This window comes from Pseudarthrobacter sp. NamE5 (genome assembly GCF_005796225.1).
In the GTDB taxonomy this organism is placed as follows: Bacteria; Actinomycetota; Actinomycetes; order Actinomycetales; family Micrococcaceae; genus Arthrobacter.
Window position 1 is genome coordinate 22,566 of the sequence record NZ_VAHO01000020.1, and the last position, 18,139, is coordinate 40,704.

The window sequence follows — 18,139 nt, forward strand, 5'->3', positions numbered from 1 at the left end:
CATTTTTACGGGCGGAATGCGCGGCAAACCAAGGCGGGAATGCGCCTGGACTTCGGTCACCTGCAGCAGCAGGGCGTGCTCGGGACTCAGGAGGGGCATGGGAAGGCCGACTTCGGCAAGGAAACGGCCGTTGGCAGACAGCTGCCAGCTAGGCAGCTACGACCCGGAGCTTGGTCGTTGCACCAAGGATCCGGCGGGCATCGGCGCCCAGGCCGGCATCAGTGATGACCTCGTCCACATCGTCGAGTGAGGCAATGGAACTAATGCCCAAAAGGCCCCACTTGGTGTGGTCTGCAAGCACCACGGTCTTGCGGGCCGCCGCCACAAAGGCGCGGTCCGTTTCCGCCTCCAGGAGGTTGGGGGTGGTGAAACCCGCCTCGGCATCCATCCCGTGGACGCCCAGGAAGAGGATATCCAGGTGCAGCTGCTTCAGGGCGCCGGTGGCGATGGGTCCTACCAGGGCGTCCGACGGTGTCCGCTCGCCGCCGATCAGGATCACCGTTGATGCGTAGCGGGCCGAACCGGACGAGGCCGCATGGTGGAACAGGTCCGCGATCCGCACAGAGTTGGTCACCACGGTGATCCTCGGGCCGCCGGCCAGCTCCTTCGCCAGCGCCCACGTGGTGGTTCCCGCGCTCAGGCCCACGGCCATGCCCTCCGTCACCAGCCCGGCCGCTTCCACTGCAATGGCCCGCTTCTCTGCGGTCAGCTGGGTTGACTTCAGCTCGAACCCGGGCTCATGGGCGCTGGCATCACCGGGCAGCTTCGCGCCGCCGTGGATCCGCTCCAGCCGGCCGCCCTCCTCCAGCACCTCGATGTCACGGCGGACAGTCATCAGTGAAACGCCGAGCTGCTGCGCAAGATCCGAGACGCGCACAACCCGCTCGCGCTGAAGTGCGTCCAAAATGGCCTCATGGCGTGCGACGGCGAGCATCCGGGCTGGTCCTTCGGGCAGGGGACAGGTCTGCACCCAGCATACGGCGACGGCGGCACCCAAGGCGGGCACCGCCGTCGTCCAGGAATTTGCTACTTCCTGAGGGAAGCTGCGATCTGTTGCATGATCGTGGGGTCGGAGAGGGTGGTGGCGTCGCCCGGGTCCCGGCCTTCTGCGACGTCTTTCAGGAGGCGGCGCATGATCTTGCCGGAACGGGTCTTGGGCAGTTCCGGAACCACCAGGATGTTCTTCGGCTTGGCAATGGGGCCGATTTCCTTGCCGACGTGGTTGCGGAGTTCCTGGACGATGTCATCACCGGAATCGACGGCGTCACCGCGGAGGATGACGAACGCGACGACGGCCTGGCCGGTGGTTTCGTCGGCGGCACCGACGACGGCGGCTTCGGCCACGGCAGGGTGGGACACCAGGGCGGACTCGATCTCCGTGGTGGAGAGCCGGTGCCCGGAGACGTTCATGACGTCATCCACGCGGCCCAGGAGCCAGATGTCTCCGTCTTCGTCCTTCTTGGCGCCATCGCCGGCGAAGTACATGCTCTCGAAGCGGGACCAGTAGGTGGCTTTGAACCGCTCCGGGTCACCCCAGATGCCGCGGAGCATGGCCGGCCACGGCTCCCGGATCACCAGGAATCCCCCGTGCCCGTTCGGCACGGACTCGCCCATTTCGTCCACAACATCCACGGCAATGCCGGGCAGCGGCACCTGGGCGGAACCTGGCTTGGTTGCCGTGACCCCGGGGAGGGGCGCGATCATCTGGGCGCCGGTTTCGGTCTGCCACCAGGTGTCAACGATGGGGGTTTTGTCCCCGCCGATAACCTTCCGGTACCACATCCAGGCTTCGGGGTTGATGGGTTCGCCCACGGAACCGAGCACGCGCAGTGCGGAGAGGTCGTACTTGTCCGGGATCTCCCGGCCCCATTTCATGAAGGTTCGGATGGCGGTGGGGGCGGTGTACAGGATGGACACCTTGTACTTCTCCGCGATCTCCCACCAGCGGCCCTGGTGCGGGGAATCGGGAGTGCCTTCGTACATGACCTGGGTGGCTCCGTTGATGAGCGGCGCGTAGGTGACGTAGGAGTGCCCGGTGACCCAGCCGACATCGGCCGTGCACCAGTAGACGTCCGTCTCGGGGTGCAGGTCGAACACCGCCTTATGCGTGTAGGCGGTCTGGGTGAGGTACCCGCCGGTGGTGTGCAGGATGCCCTTGGGCTTGCCAGTGGTGCCGGAGGTGTAAAGGATGAAGAGCGGGTGTTCGGAGTCATGTCCGACGGCGGTGTGCTCGGCGGAGGCCGCCTCGACTGTGTCAGCCCACCAGTGGTCCCGGCCCTCGTGCCAGTCCACGTCCTGGCCGTTGCGCTTGACCACCACCACGTTCTGGACTGTGTGGCCCTCTTTCGCAAGGGCTTCGTCGACGGCGGGCTTCAGGGCGCTGGGCTTGCCGCGGCGATAGGTGCCGTCAGCGGTGACCACCAGCTTGGCCTCGGCGTCATCGATGCGGGAGCGAAGCGCGTCGGCGGAGAACCCGCCGAACACCACCGAGTGCACGGCACCGATCCGGGCGCAGGCCAGCAGCGTGATGACGGCCTCCGGAATCATGGGCAGGTATACCGCCACCCGGTCGCCCTTCGCCACACCCAGGGACTCGAAGGCGTTGGCGGCCTTTTTTACTTCTTCGGTCAGCTGCGCGTAGGTGTAGGTACGGGTGTCCCCGGGCTCGCCCTCGAAGTAGATGGCCACCCGCTCACCCAGCCCGTTCTCCACGTGGCGGTCCAGCGCGTTGTAGGCGGCGTTAACCTCCCCGCCCACGAACCACTTGGCGAACGGCGGGTTGGACCAGTCAAGCGGCTCGTCGAAATCCTTGCTCCAAGTCAGCAGCTCGCGGGCCTTCTTTGCCCAGAATGCCGGCCGGTCGGCGTCGGCCTCCTCATACTCTGCAGCGGTAACAACGGCATTCGCGGCGAACTCGGGCGTGGGCGGGAAGGCGCGGGTCTCATGCAGCAGGTTTTCGAACGCGTCGCCGTGTGCCTCGCCCTGCTGGGCGGCACCTGCCGACGCGTTTGCTACGACGCCTGTAGTGTCCTGGGACATGTGAACCTCATCATTCATCGATCTTTGCTGGGCGGGACATTCGCCGCCGGCCGGGCTTCGCCGCCTGCGCGACGTCGGGCACCGGCTGGTCACGGACATTCCGCAAAGAGCTGTTCCGGAATCAAGACTAATGCTTGGCAGCCGCTGATGTGCGCGGTGTCACAGAGCGGCCCGTGAACGGCACTCATTAAGCGGTGAATGGTCCTCGAGGCGGCCTGGACAAGCCCTTGCAGGTAGCGCCCAGCTAGTGAACCGCCTGGCTGTTGACTAGGCTGAGATGGAATTGTGACTTCACTGCGGACCGCTGTTGCCAGGCATCACAAGGGCCTGGCCACGCCGGAACCGCCGTCAAGACGGCACCATTCAGGAGCCATTCCGGCCCCGGTGCCGCCACGCTAAGGAGAGCAGAATGAACCAGCAGAGCTACGGCCAGAAGAGCGGCCCCGACACAGCAGGTTCCGGTCAGGGCACCGGAACGGCTGAGGGGTCAGGCCCCCAGGCCGCCGCGGGCGCCGCCCCCAAGGGAGGCAAGGCTGGGAACGCCAACGAGGCAGTGCTCGGCCCGTTCACCATCCGGGACCTTGCGGTGTTCGGCGCCACCCTGATTCTCTTCGTGGCCTCGCTGCTGCCGATCTTTGGTGCCCGTTACAACCTGTGGAACCTTAACAACCTCTTCTTCCTGGGGCTGGGCATCATCCTGCCCCTGATCGTCAGCGCACTCTTTGCCGCCCGCAGGCTGGCTCCCGCCACGAAGATCCGGATCGGCTCCCTTTCCATCGACCAGTTCGCGTCAGTGGTGGCCTCCTTCGCCGTGGCTTTCTTCTTCCTCTCCGTGGCCGCAGCCTACGTCCCAAGCTTCATGGTGGGCCTGGTGGGCTCGCTGATCTTGTTTGCCGCAACGGTGCTGGGCCGCTTCCTGCCCTACATCTCCGCAGACTTTAAGGACCGCGCCGAGGTCCCGGCACATGTGGTCGCCCGTGAAGCCGCCGTCCCCGTCCAGAAGCCCCGGGCTCCCAAGAAGCCGAAGGCGGAGTCCGCTTCAAAAGCATCAGGATTCGGCTCCAAAGTACTGTCCGGTGGCGGGCTGTTCGGGGGAGCAGGGGCAGGGTCCTCGGCAGTTGAACCCGGTTCTGCCCGTTCCGGATCCGAGCCCGGTCCGGCAGTGCATGCAGGTCCGGCAGTACATGCAGGTTCGGCCGGACAGGCAGGGTCCGCCGGGCGGGCCGGGGCAGTGGCTGCGCCCGCCACGGCAGCAATTCCCAGCACGGCCCCGCCCGTCTCCACCGCTCCCGAGGTGTCCGACCGGACTTTCTCCGGTGACCCCGGACCGGCAATCCAGGCCGCCGACGTCGTAAGCCCTTCCGCAACACCCGCTGCCGAAGAAACCCAGCTGGGCGACATTCCGGCCGCAGGCACTGGGAGCTCCCTTGCCTCTGGCCGCAACCACGACGGCGGCGCGCGGCAGGCTGCCCCCTCCGGCCAGTCTGCCGGTTCCCGGCAGAGCGGGCAGGGCAGTTGGGAGCCGCAGGCTGCCACCGCTGTGCAGCCGCAGATCCGCACCCAGGAGCCGATTGGGGCGACCGTGGATCCATCCAGCCGCCCGGAGGAGCCGGAAGACCAGCCCATTCACGAGGCTTTCTGGTTTGCGGTCGCACAGCACCGCACCGCGTATGACCCCCGCACCGGGGCACCTGCGTTCGTGATCGAACCGGGGGGCTGGGTCCTGGCCCTTGAGGACCGCGGCCACGAGTTCCTGGTGCAGCACACCGACGGGCGCTTGGGTGTCCTGCGGGACCTCAGCAACATCGAGCGCGGCTGACCCCATGGCCTTGCCCCGGGTCCCGAAGGCCGGCGGAGTCAGGGCCTCCGCCGGCCAGTCCGCGGGAATGCCCGTGGTGTCCTCCGAATCGGTGCTGGCCCTCAAGCGGCGGGCCCGGCGGATCCACCGGACCCTGGCCGAGAAGTACCCCTATGCACACGCCGAACTTGATTTCCGCAACCCGTTCGAACTGCTCGTGGCCACGGTCCTGTCCGCCCAGACGACCGACGTCACCGTAAACCAGGTGACCAAAGTGCTGTTTTCCCGGTATCCGGACGCCCGGTCCCTGGCAGAGGCGGACCCTGTAGAGCTTGAAACGATCCTCAAGCCCACCGGGTTCTTCCGGGCCAAATCAAGGAATGTCATTGCGCTCTGCACCCGCCTGGTGGACGACTTCAACGGTGTGGTCCCGGGTCGGCTGGAGGACCTGGTCACGCTGCCGGGTGTGGGGCGCAAGACGGCCAACGTGGTGCTGGCCAACGCCTTTGGCATCCCCGGGATCTCCGTGGACACCCACTTCGCCCGGCTCGCGAAGCGGTTTGGCTGGACCCAGTCTGAGGACCCTGTGCAGATCGAACAGGACGTTGCCGCGCTGTTCGAACGCAAGGACTGGACCATGCTGTCCCACAGGGTGATCTTCCATGGGCGGCGTGTGTGCCATGCGCGGAAGCCGGCGTGCGGCGCCTGCCCTGTTGCCACCTGGTGCCCCAGTTACGGGCTGGGGGAGACCGACCCCGGGAAAGCAGTGAAGCTGCTGAAGTACGAGCTCGCACCTGGAAGCGAGGCGCTGCTGGACCAGTTGCTCGCGGAAAGCCACCGTGCGGCCGAGATTCGGATGGAATCACAGAAGAGGACCTCGTGAGCGCCCGCGAAGACCTGCTCGGGCTGGTCCGCCGGGCAGAGTCCGGAGCGGCCGCCGCCCCGGACCCCCTGTGGGCCGCGCTGACGGTGGACGAAGCGGTGGCCCGGAAAGCGGCTGTCTTGATGCTTTTCGGGGCCCTTGATGACGTCCCCGCAGCCTCCGGCAAGCCATTGGCCCCCGCCGACCTTGATGTCCTGCTTCTGGAACGTGCGCATACCCTGGGCTCGCACCCGGGCCAGGTGGCGTTTCCGGGCGGCGCCATTGACGCCCGGGAAACGCCCGTTCAGGCGGCCCTGCGCGAGGCCGAAGAGGAGACCGGGCTCGACGCCGACGGCGTGGAAGTCCTGGGCAACCTCCAGGAGCTGGGCCTTGCGCACAGCAACTTCCTGGTCACGCCCGTGCTTGCGTGGTGGCGCTCGCCTTCGCCCATCCGGGTAGTGGATTATGCCGAGTCCGCCCAGGTTTTCCGGGTTCCCGTCAGGGACCTGCTGGACCCGGACAACCGCGTGATGGCCACTGTCCATCGCGCCGGCCGCAGCTTCGACAGCCCTGCCTTCACCGTTAACGGCGTGGTGGTGTGGGGGTTCACAGGAATCGTCCTGAACGGGCTGTTTGAACAGCTGGGCTGGGCCGTTCCATGGGACCGGAGCCGGCGCCACGCAATGGGTGTTTAGCCTTAGGCCTGCTGGTGTCGGAGATCCACAACGATGCCGGTGGCGGCGTTTTCCCGCATCGCCTTCACTCCTTCAAGCAGTGTATTCAGTGACTTGAACTTTGGTGACACGGCCACCGTGTTTCCTTCTGCATCGGTGAGCCGGAGCCGGTACGACTCGTCTCCTACCCGATGTATTTCAAACCTGCCCGCCATATGCCGGGACCTCCCCTGGTGTGCGTCTTTGCATCAGCCTGCCGACCGCTCTGCCTCAGTCGCTACGACTGTAACGCCCGTCACGCCCATGGTCGAGCTACCGCCGGGTAGGTTACTTCACCGGTCACAAACCTTTCCGGTTCCGGACATCACGGGCTCTTCAGGCGCTGAACCGGCTACTTGGCGTGGTCATAGGAATCGACGACGGCGACGCTTACGGGAAATTCGACGGGGATGGGTCCGAACAGGAGTTCCTTGGCAGCGCTGGCCGCGTCTTGGATCGCTTTGATACAGGCATCAACCGCTTCCGCCTGCGCGTGCACCATCACTTCGTCATGCAGGAAGAAAACGAGCTCTGCGGGCACGCCACTGTCCGCGCGGAGGGTGCGCAGCCGCCGTCGTAATTCCGCGAGCCAGCACGCCGCCCAGTCCGCGGCGGAACCCTGGACGACGAAATTGCGCGTAAAGCGTCCCCGCGCCCGGGCAATGGATTCCGCCCTGCGCTGCTCCTCCGCGGTGGAGGAACGCTGGCTCTGGAACCATCGTTCCGACGGCGGCGGGCTGCTCCTGCCCAGCCTCGTGGTCACGGTCCCGCCGGCCTCACCGGTACGCGCCGCCTGTTCTACAAAGTCCACTGCGCGGGGATAGGTCCGGGCGAGCTGCGGCATGAGGCGGCCGGCCTCGCCTGAGGTAGCGCCGTACATAGCCCCGAGCAGGGCCGTCTTCGCTTTCGCCCGGTCTCCGCCGAATCCCTTGGCGGCGATGCCAGCGTAGAGGTCCTGGTCCCTGGCCGCCTCGGCCATGGAAGAGTCCCGGGCGAGGGCCACCAGGACACGCGGTTCCAGCTGGGAGGCATCGGCGACGATCAGCTTGCAGCCGGGGTCAGCGTGGACTGCACCACGAACCTGGCGCGGTATCTGCAGGGCCCCGCCCCCGCGCGAGGCCCAGCGGCCGGAGACCACCCCGCCCACTACGTATTCCGGCCGGAACCTGCCGTCGGCCACCCAGGCGTCGAGCCAGGACCACCCATTGGCCGTATGCAGGCGGGAAAGCTGCTTGTAGGCCAGCAGCGGCTCGATGGCAGGGTGACTGGATTCCCGCAGCTCCCACTTGCGCGTGCTTTTGACCTCGATCCCGTTGCGGTGCAGGGCCCGCATCAGGTCCTGGGGCGAATCCGGATTCAATGTTGGCGACTTCAGGAGCCCGCGCAGTTCCTGGTTCAGCGCTTCAAGTTTGGCCGGGCGGTGGCCAAGGGGCGGGCGGGGGCCAAGGTGGTCCGCGAGGATCTGCTCGTGCAGGTCCTCCCGCCACGGGACGCCTGCGTACTGCATTTCCGCCGCAATTATCGCGGCGGCCGATTCAGCTGCGAGGAGGAGCTGCAGCCGGCTCCGCTGGTTCTCCTCCTGGCTCACCGCGGCCAGCGCCGTCTGCTGGGCCGCGTATTCGGCCCGAAGTTGTTCCAGGGTGTGCCGTACACCGGGACCGGTTGAGGGAGCCTCGAAGAGGGCGGCCTGGTCCGCCGGGGGTGGCGGTGGCTGAAGCGCCTTGGGTGGCAGCATCGGGTCCTCAATGGTGCTCCGGTCCGCGTTCCTGGCGTAGTCGGTGTGTTCGGCAAACCGCGAGAATGCAAGGATGCTGCCGCACAGGCTCAGGTCGTAACACCTCTCCAGCTCGACGCCGGCAGCGAGCAGGCCGGGGTACCAGTCCTGGGTGCGGTGCCAGATCCACCGGGGCGGCAGGCCGTCGCGCCGGCGCCGTTCCAAACCGCGGACGACGGCGGGCAGCTCGCGCGCGCCGATAACCCTGGGATCCGGGGCGGCGGACAGAGGCTGCCCGCCTTGGGTGATTTCCTGCAGTGCCGCACCGGAAGGGTGGGCGGCGAGCAGCAGGTACATGGGTCCTATTCTGCCTTGTTTCCCTGATGTGCCAGCGCCCATCGGGCTGCCCTGGAAGTGGTACCGCCGATACCCAAGCTCTGGTCTTTTCCACATATGGCGATGGGCCCCTGCCGCTTCCTCCTGCCGGGGTGGAGAGTGGCTCCATGAGCAGGCATCAGCTAATTCCTTCGCATCCCGGACCGGGCCAGACCGGGGCTTTCACTGCAGCAGAGCCGGGCGCCCCGGAACCTTCCCGCGCAGCTGCCTCCGGAAGTGCCGCGGGACGGAATGCGGACGTCTGGCTGCCCGAGGGTGGAGACGAGGTCCTGCTGGTTACGTCGTCCGCCCTGCTTCGGGCGGAGGTGGAGCGGATCGTCGCAGCCGCGGGGGCGCAGGTGCGTGTGGTGGCCGATGCGGTTGCGGCAGGCAGGCATTGGGACAGCGCTGCCGCCGTCCTGGTGGGAAGCGACATCCGGGAACTGCCGCCGCGCCGGCAGTCACCCGCTGTCCTGGTGGGACTGGACGGTGAGGGTGACAGCTTGTGGCACCTTGCCGCTGTTCTAGGAGCCGAGCGGGTGGCTGTTCTGCCGGATGCTGCAGCCTGGCTTGCCGACCATTTGAGCCGGTCCCGATCGCCCGGCCCGGGCGGTTTGATCTTGGGTGTGACCGGTGGCTGCGGCGGCGCCGGGGCCACGACGGCGGCGATTTGGATAGCCCAGGCCGCTGCCGGCCTCGGCATCCGTGTGCTGCTGGTGGACGGTGATCCCTGGGGCGGCGGGCTGGAGCTCGCCCTTGCTGCCGAAGAGAACCCGGGCCTGCGCTGGCCTGACCTTTCCGGGGCCAGGGGCAGCATCGATCCGGTGCAGCTTGCAGACTCCCTTCCGGTGGCGGACGGCTTCTCGTTCCTGTCCTGGCCCGCCAGCCGTGAGCAGCCCGTGCCGGTTGCCGCTGCCGCCATCGCTGGCGTCCTTGATGCCGCACGGCGGGGGTATGAGCTGGTGGTGGTGGACATCGGCCGGGGGACGGAGCCCATCCATTCCTTCGCCTGGGACTGCGACCGGATCGCTGTGGTGGTTCCGGCCCAGCTGAAGGCTGCCGTCGCGGCGGTGCGGCTGCTGCAGGAATTTCCTCCGGTGGAGGCTGCACTCCTGGTCCGCAGCAAGCCCGACGGGGCGCTGGACGGCCCCATGATTGCCGAAGCGATCGGACTTCCTGTCCAGGGCCGCGTGCCTGAGCTGCGCGGAGTCCCTGCCGCAATGGAAAGCGGTCGCCTCCTGGAACTGGGCAAGCGCCGGAGCGTCCGGCACTTCGCTGCTTCAGTGCTGGATCTTCTCGGCGACAACGTCCCTTCCGGGGAACTTGGATGAAGCAGCACCGTATGGAGGCGCAGGAGGAAGGACTCCGGCGGCGGGCACGGATCCTCGAGCCAGGCCAGGGCGACTGGCGCCGGCGCGAACGCCGCCCCGGGTTAGGGCAGGCCGTGGACGCCGGGCTGCTCGAATCGGTGCGAGAGTCCATGATGGCCGAAGCGGAGGCGGTGACACCGTCCCGGGTGGCAGCTGCGGTCCAGGCAACGGGCAAGCTGCTGGGAACGGCAGGCTCGCTCGCAGCCGTTGAACGGATCAGCGCCGAACTGAACGGTCTGGGGCCCTTACAGGGGCTAACCCGCGATCCCGCTGTCACGGATATCTTTGTGAATGCCCCGGGCTCCGTATGGGTTGACAAAGGGAGCGGTATCGAACGCATGCCGGTGGCCTTTGACAGCGAAGCCCAGTTGCGCGCCCTGGCGTGCCGGCTGGTGGCGGCAGGCGGCCGGCGGCTTGACGACGGTTCCCCGTGCGTGGACGTCCGACTGGCCGGCGGCTACCGCGTCCATGCCGTATTGCCCCCGGTCTCCACGGCAGGAACGCTGTTGAGCATCCGGATACGACGTGAACGTGTTTTCACAATGGATGAGCTGCAGCTGGGCGGCATGTTCGGCGCCGCGCTCCGGCAGGTCCTGGAGAAGGTGGTGGAGCGCCGGCTGAGCTTCCTGATCAGCGGCGCCACCGGATCCGGGAAGACCACCCTGCTGTCCACGCTGCTGGGCCTCTGCGTTCCCTCTGAACGGCTAGTTCTCATCGAGGATGCGTCGGAGCTCAATCCTGTTCATCCCCATATCGTGTCGCTGGAATCCCGGCATGGAAACCTTGAAGGCGGCGGCCAGGTGGACCTGGGAGACCTCGTCCGGGAGGCATTGCGCATGCGGCCGGACAGGCTGGTGGTGGGTGAATGCCGCGGCGCCGAGGTGCGGGAGCTGCTCACTGCCATGAACACCGGCCACAGCGGCGGGGGCGGAACCATTCACGCGAATGCGGCCACTGCCGTTCCTGCCAGACTCACCGCGCTGGGCGCGCTCGCGGGGTTGGATACCCAGGCGATGCGGCTCCAGGCGGCGAGCGCCCTGGATGTGGTGATTCATGTGGACCGTACGCGAAGGGGCCGGGAGGTTACCTGTGTGGGCCTGGTGGGGGACGGGCCGGACGGCCTTGCCGTGCTGCCGGCCCTGGAGGCTGGCGCGGGTGCACTGGCTCCGGGTCCGGGTTGGCAGGTGCTTGCGGCACGGTTAGGACTTGGCCCGGGTTCAGGCCTGGGGCCGCAACCGGGGCTTGAGGAGCCGGAATGATTGCTCTTCTTGTTGTGGCCCTGGCACTGGCCGCGGTACTGCTGGTCAAGCCCCCGCTCGGCGCTCGTGCCAGGTTGCGCCGTGCCTGGGCCCGCGGCACTCCTTCAGGTTCCAGCGTCCCGCCGGATTCCGGCGCAGGCCGGGCGGGTATCTTTCCCGGGAGCCGGCGCTTTTCGGGGACCGGAGGCTTCCCGACGCTTCAGGCTCTTTGGGGGACCCGCCATGGCGCCGGGAAATCGTCCGGACAGCCTGCCGCTTCCTTGACCCTGGTGGTTCAGCAACTGGCCGCCCTGCTCAAGGGCGGCCGTGCACCGGCCCGGCTTTGGGACGAAATTTGGACGGTATATGGCTCCCCGACTTCCCGCTCCCATGGCCTGTCGCAGGGGACGGTCGCCTTGTTGGTTTCAGCCCGTGCCGCTGCTGCCAGCGGCACTCCGGTCTCGGGCGCAATACGCCGGGCCCTTCCTACCTCGTTTCCCAGACGGGGCAGGGAATCCCGGATCTGGTCGGACCTGACTGCTTGCTTCGACATTGCAGAAGCAAGCGGCTGTCCTTTGGCTGATGTACTTGCCAGATTCGCCGCACAGCTTGAGGTGGAGGACGACGCCGAGGCTGCACGCCAGACTGCCCTGGCTGGCCCGAAAGCAACCGTAAGCCTCCTCACCTGGCTTCCTCTGATGGGGTTGGGGCTTGGGATCGCACTGGGGGTGGATCCGCTGGCCATGCTGCTGGGAACACCTTGGGGACTGGCAGCGTTCGCTGCCGGAATCGGCCTGACGGTGGCTGGAAGAGTGTGGTCGGCGAGGCTTGTGGCGGCGGCAGCCGGAGCTGACATGCCATGACCTTGCCCTTTGCGTCAGCTTTCGTGCTCTTCCTGGTACTCGGCGCGGCGGCGGGTGTTATGTGTACGGGCCGGGGGAGTGCGGGGAAGAGGCTGGCCGCCGTCCGCTTACGGGCCACTTCCTCCTCCGCAGATGCCTCCGCCGCCAGCCCCGGAGATTTCCCTTCCAGTAGCATGTCCGGGGGCCTGCGGGACACTGCTATGATGCTGGAACTTGTCGCCGCCATGCTGGACGCAGGGTCGGGCATAGGACGTTCCCTCGAGCTGGTGTCGGCCTCCGCTTCTGCCAGGTACAGAAATGCCCTCCGGCCGGTGGTCGCAGCACTGGCCATAGGCGCTGACTGGGAAACGGCTTGGCGCAGCAGCGCGGTCCGCCTGCCGGAGGTGCTGGAACTGCGGGATGCGCTGGGGTTCGCGGCGCTGACCGGTGCCCCGTCGTCAGCAATTCTGTACGCCCAGGCCGCCCGGCTGCGCCGGCAGAGGTTCCGGGCAGCAGAAAAGCGTGCCGCCTCACTGGGCGTGAAACTGGTTGTTCCGCTGGGCCTGTGTTCCCTTCCGGCCTTCATCTGCCTGGGCGTGGTGCCGGTGCTCCTTGCCCTGGTGCCTTCCGGGTCCTAGGCACTCGTCTTCTCCTCTACACCGGAACTTCTCCTCCACACCGGGCAATCGCTGGGCTTTTCCACTTACCAGCATGCGAGCCTTACTGCTGCTGCAAGGGCCCGGAAGAGTGAAGACAGCCGGCAATTCCGTCGGCCGAACGAAAGGAAAACACCATATGTCCACTCATTACCGCCGCCACTACACGGACGGGTCTGCAGCTATCACCGCCGCACGCCCAGCCTCGAGGGGACACCGCGGCATCAAGCACCGCCACGGCAACGTCCAAGGGATTGCGGACCAGCAGACCGTGGTGGAACTCCATCCCGGTGCCAGTCTTCGCAAGGACGCCAGGCGGGCTGGCCGCCTCCTCGGATCGGAAGCAGGAATGGCAACAGCCGAATACGCTATCGCCACACTCGCCGCCGTGGGTTTTGCCGGGTTGCTGGTCTTCATCCTCCGGAGCGAGGAGGTCCGCGGCTTCCTGCTGAACCTGATCAGGACCGCGTTGGCCCTCCCGTGACAGGCGCGCCGGCCATGCTCCCCGTTCAAAAACCGACCGTGGCACCTGTTCGCTCCCAAGGTCCCGGGCCAAGCCGTTCGCGCGGGGCCGTGACGGCCGAGTTCGCCGTCACGCTGCCTGCGGTCCTGTTGCTGCTGGCCATGCTGCTGGCAGGCGCCTCGGCTGGCGTTACCCAGTTGCGGCTGGAGGAGGGAGCACGGGCCGGCGCCCGCGCCCTTGCCCGCGGTGACGACCCCGCCACTGTTGAAAGGATCGTGCGGACGCTGTCGGGATCGTCGGCGTCGGCAGCGGTCTCGGCCGAGGGCCAATGGCTGAGCGTTACCGTGACTGACCGGGTGGGTGGTCCCCTCGGGTCCTCGATTCCCTGGCAGCTCACGGCCAGGGCCTCCACCAGGAGCGAGGCAGGAAGATGAAAGGAGGGCTCAGAACACCCGGATGTTCGGCCGGATTTCAACAATATGGGACGCGGCGGTTCCCGGAGCCGGGGCAGCGATGCAGGGATGGCTCAGGTGGCCGGGAGCGCGGGTCCGGGACAGTCCTGGCGGCCGGCCTCGCCTTGGTAGTGATGACGGCCATGGCGCTCATGCTGCTGCTGGCACAGTCGGCCGTCCTGGCCAGCAGGGCTGCGGCGGCTGCCGACCTTGCAGCGCTCGCAGCAGCCGATGCACTCCGCGGCGTCACCGATGGGGATCCCTGCACCGTTGCTTCGGAGGTTGCCGCCCGGCAGGGGGCCGCCATCCTGGGCTGCGCCGAGGGGCCGGGCCAGACCATCGAGGTAAGGACCAAGCTGCTGGAGCGGAGCGTGCTGGCGTCGGCCACGGGACGTGCCCGTGCCGGTCCTCCACCCTGACGCAACTCGTCTATCCCGACGCAGGTTTACACCCTGGGCTGCGCTTCGATAGTCAGGCTGCCCGCCTCGGTGGCGTCCTTGAGGAGGACATCAAGAAGGGAAACCGCAGCGGCTTTGTCCAGTGGGTTGTTCTTGTTCCCGCATTTGGGTGACTGAACGCAGGAGGGGCAGCCGGAATCGCATTCGCAGGCCTTGATGGCGTCACGGGTGGCAGTGAGCCACACCTTGGCCTTGTCGAAGGCGCGTTCGGCAAAGCCGGCGCCGCCGGGGTGCCCGTCATATACGAAGATGGTGGGCAGCCCGGTGTCCGCGTGCAGCGCGGTGGACACCCCGCCGATGTCCCAGCGGTCACTGGATGCTACCAGGGGCAGGAGACCGATGGCTGCATGTTCTGCCGCGTGCAGGGCGCCGGGGAACTGGGCTTCAATAAGGCCTGCGGCTGTGAGGGAGCGGTTGTCAACCACGAACCAGACTGCCCTGGTGAACAGTTCGCGGGCACCAAGGTCCAAGGGTTCCTCCCCGAGGATCTCATTGGAGACCAGGGCCTTGCGCTGGAAGGAGACCACCTGGGTGGTGACTTTGACCTCGCCGAAGTGCACCGTGACCTCACCCCACTCGACTGTCCGCTGGGTTTCCAAAACCTCAATCTGCGTGACGTCCCGGGCGGTGGTGTAGTAGTCCGGATTGGCGCGGCGGACCATTACGCAGTGGTCCTCTTCGTTCAGGTCCTCCACCACGTAGCTGTCACCCTGATGGACGTACACGGCACCGGTATGGGCCTGGTAGTGGGTTTGGGGGGAATCCATGGTTCCCAGCAGCGATCCTGTCTCGGCATCGACAATGCTGACGGGTCCGCCGCCGTCGCCCCGCAGGTTGACCATGCCCGCGGCGCTTTCGGAGTGCGTCCAGAACCAGCCAGCAGGCCTCCGGCGAAGGTAGCCCTGGGCCACCAGCCGGTCCAGCAGGGACTCCGCCGTGCTTCCGAACAGGCCGAGTTCGGCGGGACCGAGCGGGAGCTCTGCGGCTGCGGCACACAGGTGCGGTCCGAGGACGTAGGGGTTGGAGGGGTCGAAGACGGTTGCTTCCACTGACACGTCGAAGATTGCTTCCGGATGGTTCACCAGGAAGGTGTCCAGGGGATCATCGCTGGCAACGAACGCGGCGATGGCATCCTGCCCTGCCCGTCCCGCCCGGCCGATCTGTTGGAAAAGGGAGGCGCGGGTGCCAGGCCAGCCCGCCACCAGGACAGCGTCCAGGCCGGAGATGTCGATGCCGAGCTCCAGGGCGGAGGTACTCGAGACGCCCAGGAGCTCACCGGAGCGCAGGGCTCTTTCCACGGCCCTGCGTTCTTCCGGCAGGTACCCCGAACGGTAGGCGGCCACCCGCTGCGGCAGGCTGGGGTCCACCTCGTCAAGAAGCCGTTTGGTGATTGCGGAGATGGTTTCCGCGCCGCGCCGGGACTTGATGAAGGCAATGGTCCGGGTTTGGGCTGAAACGAGGTTTGCCAGCAGGTCGGCTGTTTCAGCCACGGCTGTACGCCGTTCTTTTGCACCGTTCTCACCCCGGATTTCAGTCAGGGCAGGTTCCCAGAAAGCCACGGTGGTGGCACCGTGCGGGGAACCGTCGCGGGATACTGCCTTCACTGGTGCGCCGATGAGCCGCGAGAAAGAGACCTCAGGTTCTGAGGCGGTGGCAGAGGCTGCAATGAAGACCGGCTCGGGATAGGCGGTGCCGGCGCCGTAATAGGCGCAGATCCGGCGCAGCCGGCGCATCAGGTTCGCCACATGTGAGCCAAACACGCCCCGGTAGCTGTGCGCCTCGTCAACGATCACGTAGCGCAGGCGGCGGAAGAACCCGGCCCACCAGGCATGGTTGGGAAGGATCCCGAAGTGCAGCATGTCCGGGTTGGCCAGGATGAAGTTGGCGTGGTCCCTGATCCAGCGGCGGGATGCCGGGTCGGTGTCGCCGTCGTAGGTTTCGGCCCGGACCGTGGGCAGCCGGAGTGCGCGGACGGCATTGAGCTGGTCAGCAGCGAGCGCCTTGGTGGGTGACAGGTACAGCATTACCGCCCCGTCGTCGTGGATCTTTCCCGGATCCGCGAGGACGCGCAGTTCCGAGCGGTGCACGGCATCGAGGGCCGGCAATTGGTACGCGAGCGACTTTCCGGAGGCGGTTCCTGTCGCCACCACCACGTGTTCGCCGCCGTGCGCGATCCCGGCGGCCTCCACCTGGTGCCGGTAGGGCTCCCGGATGCCGAGTGACCCATACGCCTCAACCAGGTCCGGATGCACCCATTCCGGCCACGGCTCATGCTCGGCCTGCCGGGCCGGGATAGTGCGGACATGACGGAGCTGCTCCGGTTCCGGGCCGCGGCCCAGCAGGGGAATCAGGGAGTCATGGGGGTTCACCCCAACATTGTTTCACCCGGCGGGCCCGGGTCAGCCCCGGTTCGCCCTAGGGGTAACAGCCACAGACATCAGCAGGGTTCAGCTCAGGGAAAGGTCGGAACCGTCCTGCGAAGCGGAGAGCATCAGCACGCGGGAAACCGTGGTCCAGCCCAGGTGCGAATACAGCTTCTGGCCATCCGAAGAGGCCAGCAGGAGCCCCTCCTGCACGTCGTGCTCGAAGGCCTTCGCTGCCAGTGCCCGCATGATGAAGCTGCCCAGGCCGCGCCGCTGGAAACCCGGTTCGGTAATAATCTTGTCGAACACCGCAGTGTCACCCACCACGAACACCCGCCCGCTGGCAGCAACAGAGTCGCCGGAACGGACCTCGGCATAATGGACGCCGTTCTCTTCCCACGTTGACACGCTCAGGTCGTCGTCGGAAAGCCAGGGATCCTCGGCATCCTGGGTCTCCATGTCCACGATCATCATCGTCTGCGAATCAGACGTGACATTGAGGCCATACCTGCCAGCCATGGCGGAGTAGCGGGCGATGTCATTGGTCAGGATGGTTAGGACCCTTGGGGGAACTTCCGCCGTTTTCGCCGCCAGGGCGGCGAACTCGTCGTCCGTGGGTTCCGAAGCGAAGTATTCCCATTCGCCGCTGGTGTCGGCCCGGAGTGCGGCAGGGAAGCGTCCCTCCTTCGCCGTGCTGTAGCCACGACAACCGGCCCAGCCTGCCACCCACACTTCAAGCAGGCCAGTGATGTCTTCAACCATGGTTTCCGGACTCATGGATGAACACTATTCCAGCCCGATCGCCAGCAACAGGGGGCGGCGGAGAGCTTATGCAATTGTGATGCACCCTGGGCCAGGCTGCCAGGGAGAACCGGGCCGGTACCCTTAAATACGTGGCTTTGAACAAGATTGTGCTTTTTTACGGCTTTACGCCCATTACGGACCCGGAGGCTGTTCGGCTGTGGCAGCGAGCGCTGTGCGAGAAGCTCGGGCTGCGGGGGCGCATCCTGATCTCCAAGGACGGCATCAACGCCACCGTGGGTGGTGAAATCGGCGATGTCAAGCAGTATGTGAAGACCACCCGCGAGTACAAGGGCTTTCGCGGCATTGACGTTAAGTGGTCCGACGGCGGCGCGGAGGATTTCCCGCGCCTCAGCGTCAAGGTCCGGGACGAGATCGTTTCCTTCGGCGCGCCCGGTGAGCTCAAGGTGGACGCCAACGGCGTGGTGGGCGGCGGCATGCATGTAAAGCCCGAGGAACTGCACGACCTCGTGGACGCTAAAAAGGAGTCCGGAGAGGAAGTGGTGTTCTTTGACGGCCGCAACGCCTTCGAAGCTCAGATCGGCAGGTTCAAGGACGCGATCGTCCCGGACGTCGCCACCACCCATGACTTCATCAAGGAGCTGGACTCCGGCAAGTATGACGACCTAAAGGACAAGCCGGTGGTCACCTACTGCACCGGCGGAATCCGCTGTGAGGTGCTGTCCAGCCTCATGGTGAACCGGGGCTTCAAAGAGGTGTACCAGCTGGACGGCGGCATCGTCCGCTACGGCGAAGCCTTCAGGGACCAGGGACTGTGGGAGGGGTCGCTGTACGTGTTCGACAAGCGGATGCACCTCGAATTCAGCGACGAGGCCAAGACCATCGGCCAGTGCGCCCGCTGCTCCGCCCCCACCAGCAAGTTCGAGAACTGCTCCAACCCCAGCTGCCGAAACCTCACCCTGTACTGCGCCGGATGCGCATCCAACCCGGAAACCCTGCGCTGCCCCGAGGGCTGCGCGGCCTGATAGTACGGC

Annotated in this window: 17 protein-coding genes; 11 read left to right on the forward strand and 6 right to left on the reverse strand. The window is 66.6% G+C overall.

Going from position 1 to position 18,139, the window contains the following annotated elements; all coding sequences use genetic code 11:
* Positions 1-148 precede the first annotated feature (148 nt).
* Both FDW84_RS17705 and acs read right to left on the reverse strand, forming a co-directional pair.
* Positions 149-934, reverse strand: a complete 786-nt coding sequence (locus FDW84_RS17705; protein WP_138610803.1) for a DeoR/GlpR family DNA-binding transcription regulator — start codon at positions 932-934, stop codon at positions 149-151.
* Positions 935-1,026: 92 nt separating this feature from the next.
* Positions 1,027-3,039: an acetate--CoA ligase gene (gene acs, locus FDW84_RS17710; protein ID WP_138610804.1), complete on the reverse strand. Its 2,013-nt coding sequence runs from the start codon at positions 3,037-3,039 to the stop codon at positions 1,027-1,029.
* 409 nt (positions 3,040-3,448) lie between these two features.
* Here acs and FDW84_RS17715 point away from each other — a divergent pair, with 409 nt between their 5' ends.
* The 3 genes from FDW84_RS17715 (at position 3,449) to FDW84_RS17725 (ending at position 6,394) form a co-directional block, all read left to right on the forward strand.
* Positions 3,449-4,858 (forward strand): hypothetical protein, encoded by a 1,410-nt coding sequence (locus FDW84_RS17715; RefSeq protein ID WP_138610805.1) that lies wholly within the window; start codon positions 3,449-3,451, stop codon positions 4,856-4,858.
* 67 nt (positions 4,859-4,925) lie between these two features.
* A complete protein-coding gene (gene nth, locus FDW84_RS17720) occupies positions 4,926-5,720 on the forward strand; it encodes an endonuclease III (protein WP_138610838.1) in 795 nt (264 codons plus the stop codon).
* Positions 5,717-6,394, forward strand: coding sequence for an NUDIX hydrolase (locus FDW84_RS17725; RefSeq protein WP_138610806.1), 678 nt, complete (start codon positions 5,717-5,719; stop codon positions 6,392-6,394). The genes nth and FDW84_RS17725 overlap by 4 nt, the downstream gene beginning before the upstream one ends.
* Positions 6,395-6,396: 2 nt before the next feature.
* Here FDW84_RS17725 and FDW84_RS17730 read toward each other — a convergent pair whose 3' ends face one another.
* A complete protein-coding gene (locus FDW84_RS17730; RefSeq protein ID WP_138610807.1) occupies positions 6,397-6,588 on the reverse strand; it encodes a YegP family protein in 192 nt (63 codons plus the stop codon).
* Between the two features lie 176 nt (positions 6,589-6,764).
* On the reverse strand, positions 6,765-8,483 hold the full coding sequence (locus FDW84_RS17735; protein WP_138610808.1) for a bifunctional 3'-5' exonuclease/DNA polymerase: 1,719 nt from the start codon (positions 8,481-8,483) through the stop codon (positions 6,765-6,767).
* A gap of 284 nt (positions 8,484-8,767) precedes the next feature.
* Here FDW84_RS17735 and ssd point away from each other — a divergent pair, with 284 nt between their 5' ends.
* The 7 genes from ssd to FDW84_RS19925 all read left to right on the forward strand — a co-directional run bounded on the left by ssd (position 8,768) and on the right by FDW84_RS19925 (position 13,941).
* Positions 8,768-9,832, forward strand: coding sequence for a septum site-determining protein Ssd (gene ssd, locus FDW84_RS17740; RefSeq protein WP_240721585.1), 1,065 nt, complete (start codon positions 8,768-8,770; stop codon positions 9,830-9,832).
* Complete coding sequence (locus FDW84_RS17745) at positions 9,829-11,130, forward strand: TadA family conjugal transfer-associated ATPase (RefSeq protein WP_138610810.1); 1,302 nt, start codon at positions 9,829-9,831, stop codon at positions 11,128-11,130. The genes ssd and FDW84_RS17745 overlap by 4 nt, the downstream gene beginning before the upstream one ends.
* On the forward strand, positions 11,127-11,972 hold the full coding sequence (locus FDW84_RS17750) for a type II secretion system F family protein (RefSeq protein ID WP_138610811.1): 846 nt from the start codon (positions 11,127-11,129) through the stop codon (positions 11,970-11,972). Before FDW84_RS17745 ends, FDW84_RS17750 begins: the two co-directional genes overlap by 4 nt.
* Entirely contained in the window at positions 11,969-12,589 is a 621-nt protein-coding gene (locus FDW84_RS17755) for a type II secretion system F family protein (RefSeq protein ID WP_138610812.1), read from the forward strand. Before FDW84_RS17750 ends, FDW84_RS17755 begins: the two co-directional genes overlap by 4 nt.
* A 157-nt stretch (positions 12,590-12,746) precedes the next feature.
* Positions 12,747-13,091 carry a DUF4244 domain-containing protein gene (locus FDW84_RS17760; RefSeq protein ID WP_138610813.1) on the forward strand — a complete coding sequence of 115 codons (345 nt, stop codon included), beginning with the start codon at positions 12,747-12,749 and terminating at the stop codon, positions 13,089-13,091.
* A gap of 38 nt (positions 13,092-13,129) precedes the next feature.
* Complete coding sequence (locus FDW84_RS17765) at positions 13,130-13,504, forward strand: TadE family type IV pilus minor pilin (RefSeq protein WP_240721581.1); 375 nt, start codon at positions 13,130-13,132, stop codon at positions 13,502-13,504.
* Positions 13,501-13,941, forward strand: coding sequence for an Rv3654c family TadE-like protein (locus FDW84_RS19925; protein WP_138610815.1), 441 nt, complete (start codon positions 13,501-13,503; stop codon positions 13,939-13,941). The genes FDW84_RS17765 and FDW84_RS19925 overlap by 4 nt, the downstream gene beginning before the upstream one ends.
* A 26-nt stretch (positions 13,942-13,967) precedes the next feature.
* Here the strand turns inward: FDW84_RS19925 and FDW84_RS17775 are convergent, their stop codons facing one another.
* The gene (locus tag FDW84_RS17775) at positions 13,968-16,349 is read right to left on the reverse strand and encodes a DEAD/DEAH box helicase (RefSeq protein WP_138610816.1); all 2,382 of its coding nucleotides are present in this window, start codon (positions 16,347-16,349) and stop codon (positions 13,968-13,970) included.
* 78 nt (positions 16,350-16,427) lie between these two features.
* Positions 16,428-17,120 carry a GNAT family N-acetyltransferase gene (locus FDW84_RS17780; RefSeq protein WP_138610817.1) on the reverse strand — a complete coding sequence of 231 codons (693 nt, stop codon included), beginning with the start codon at positions 17,118-17,120 and terminating at the stop codon, positions 16,428-16,430.
* A gap of 116 nt (positions 17,121-17,236) precedes the next feature.
* Here FDW84_RS17780 and FDW84_RS17785 point away from each other — a divergent pair, with 116 nt between their 5' ends.
* On the forward strand, positions 17,237-18,130 hold the full coding sequence (locus tag FDW84_RS17785) for an oxygen-dependent tRNA uridine(34) hydroxylase TrhO (protein WP_138610818.1): 894 nt from the start codon (positions 17,237-17,239) through the stop codon (positions 18,128-18,130).
* The last annotated feature ends 9 nt before the right edge of the window (positions 18,131-18,139 follow it).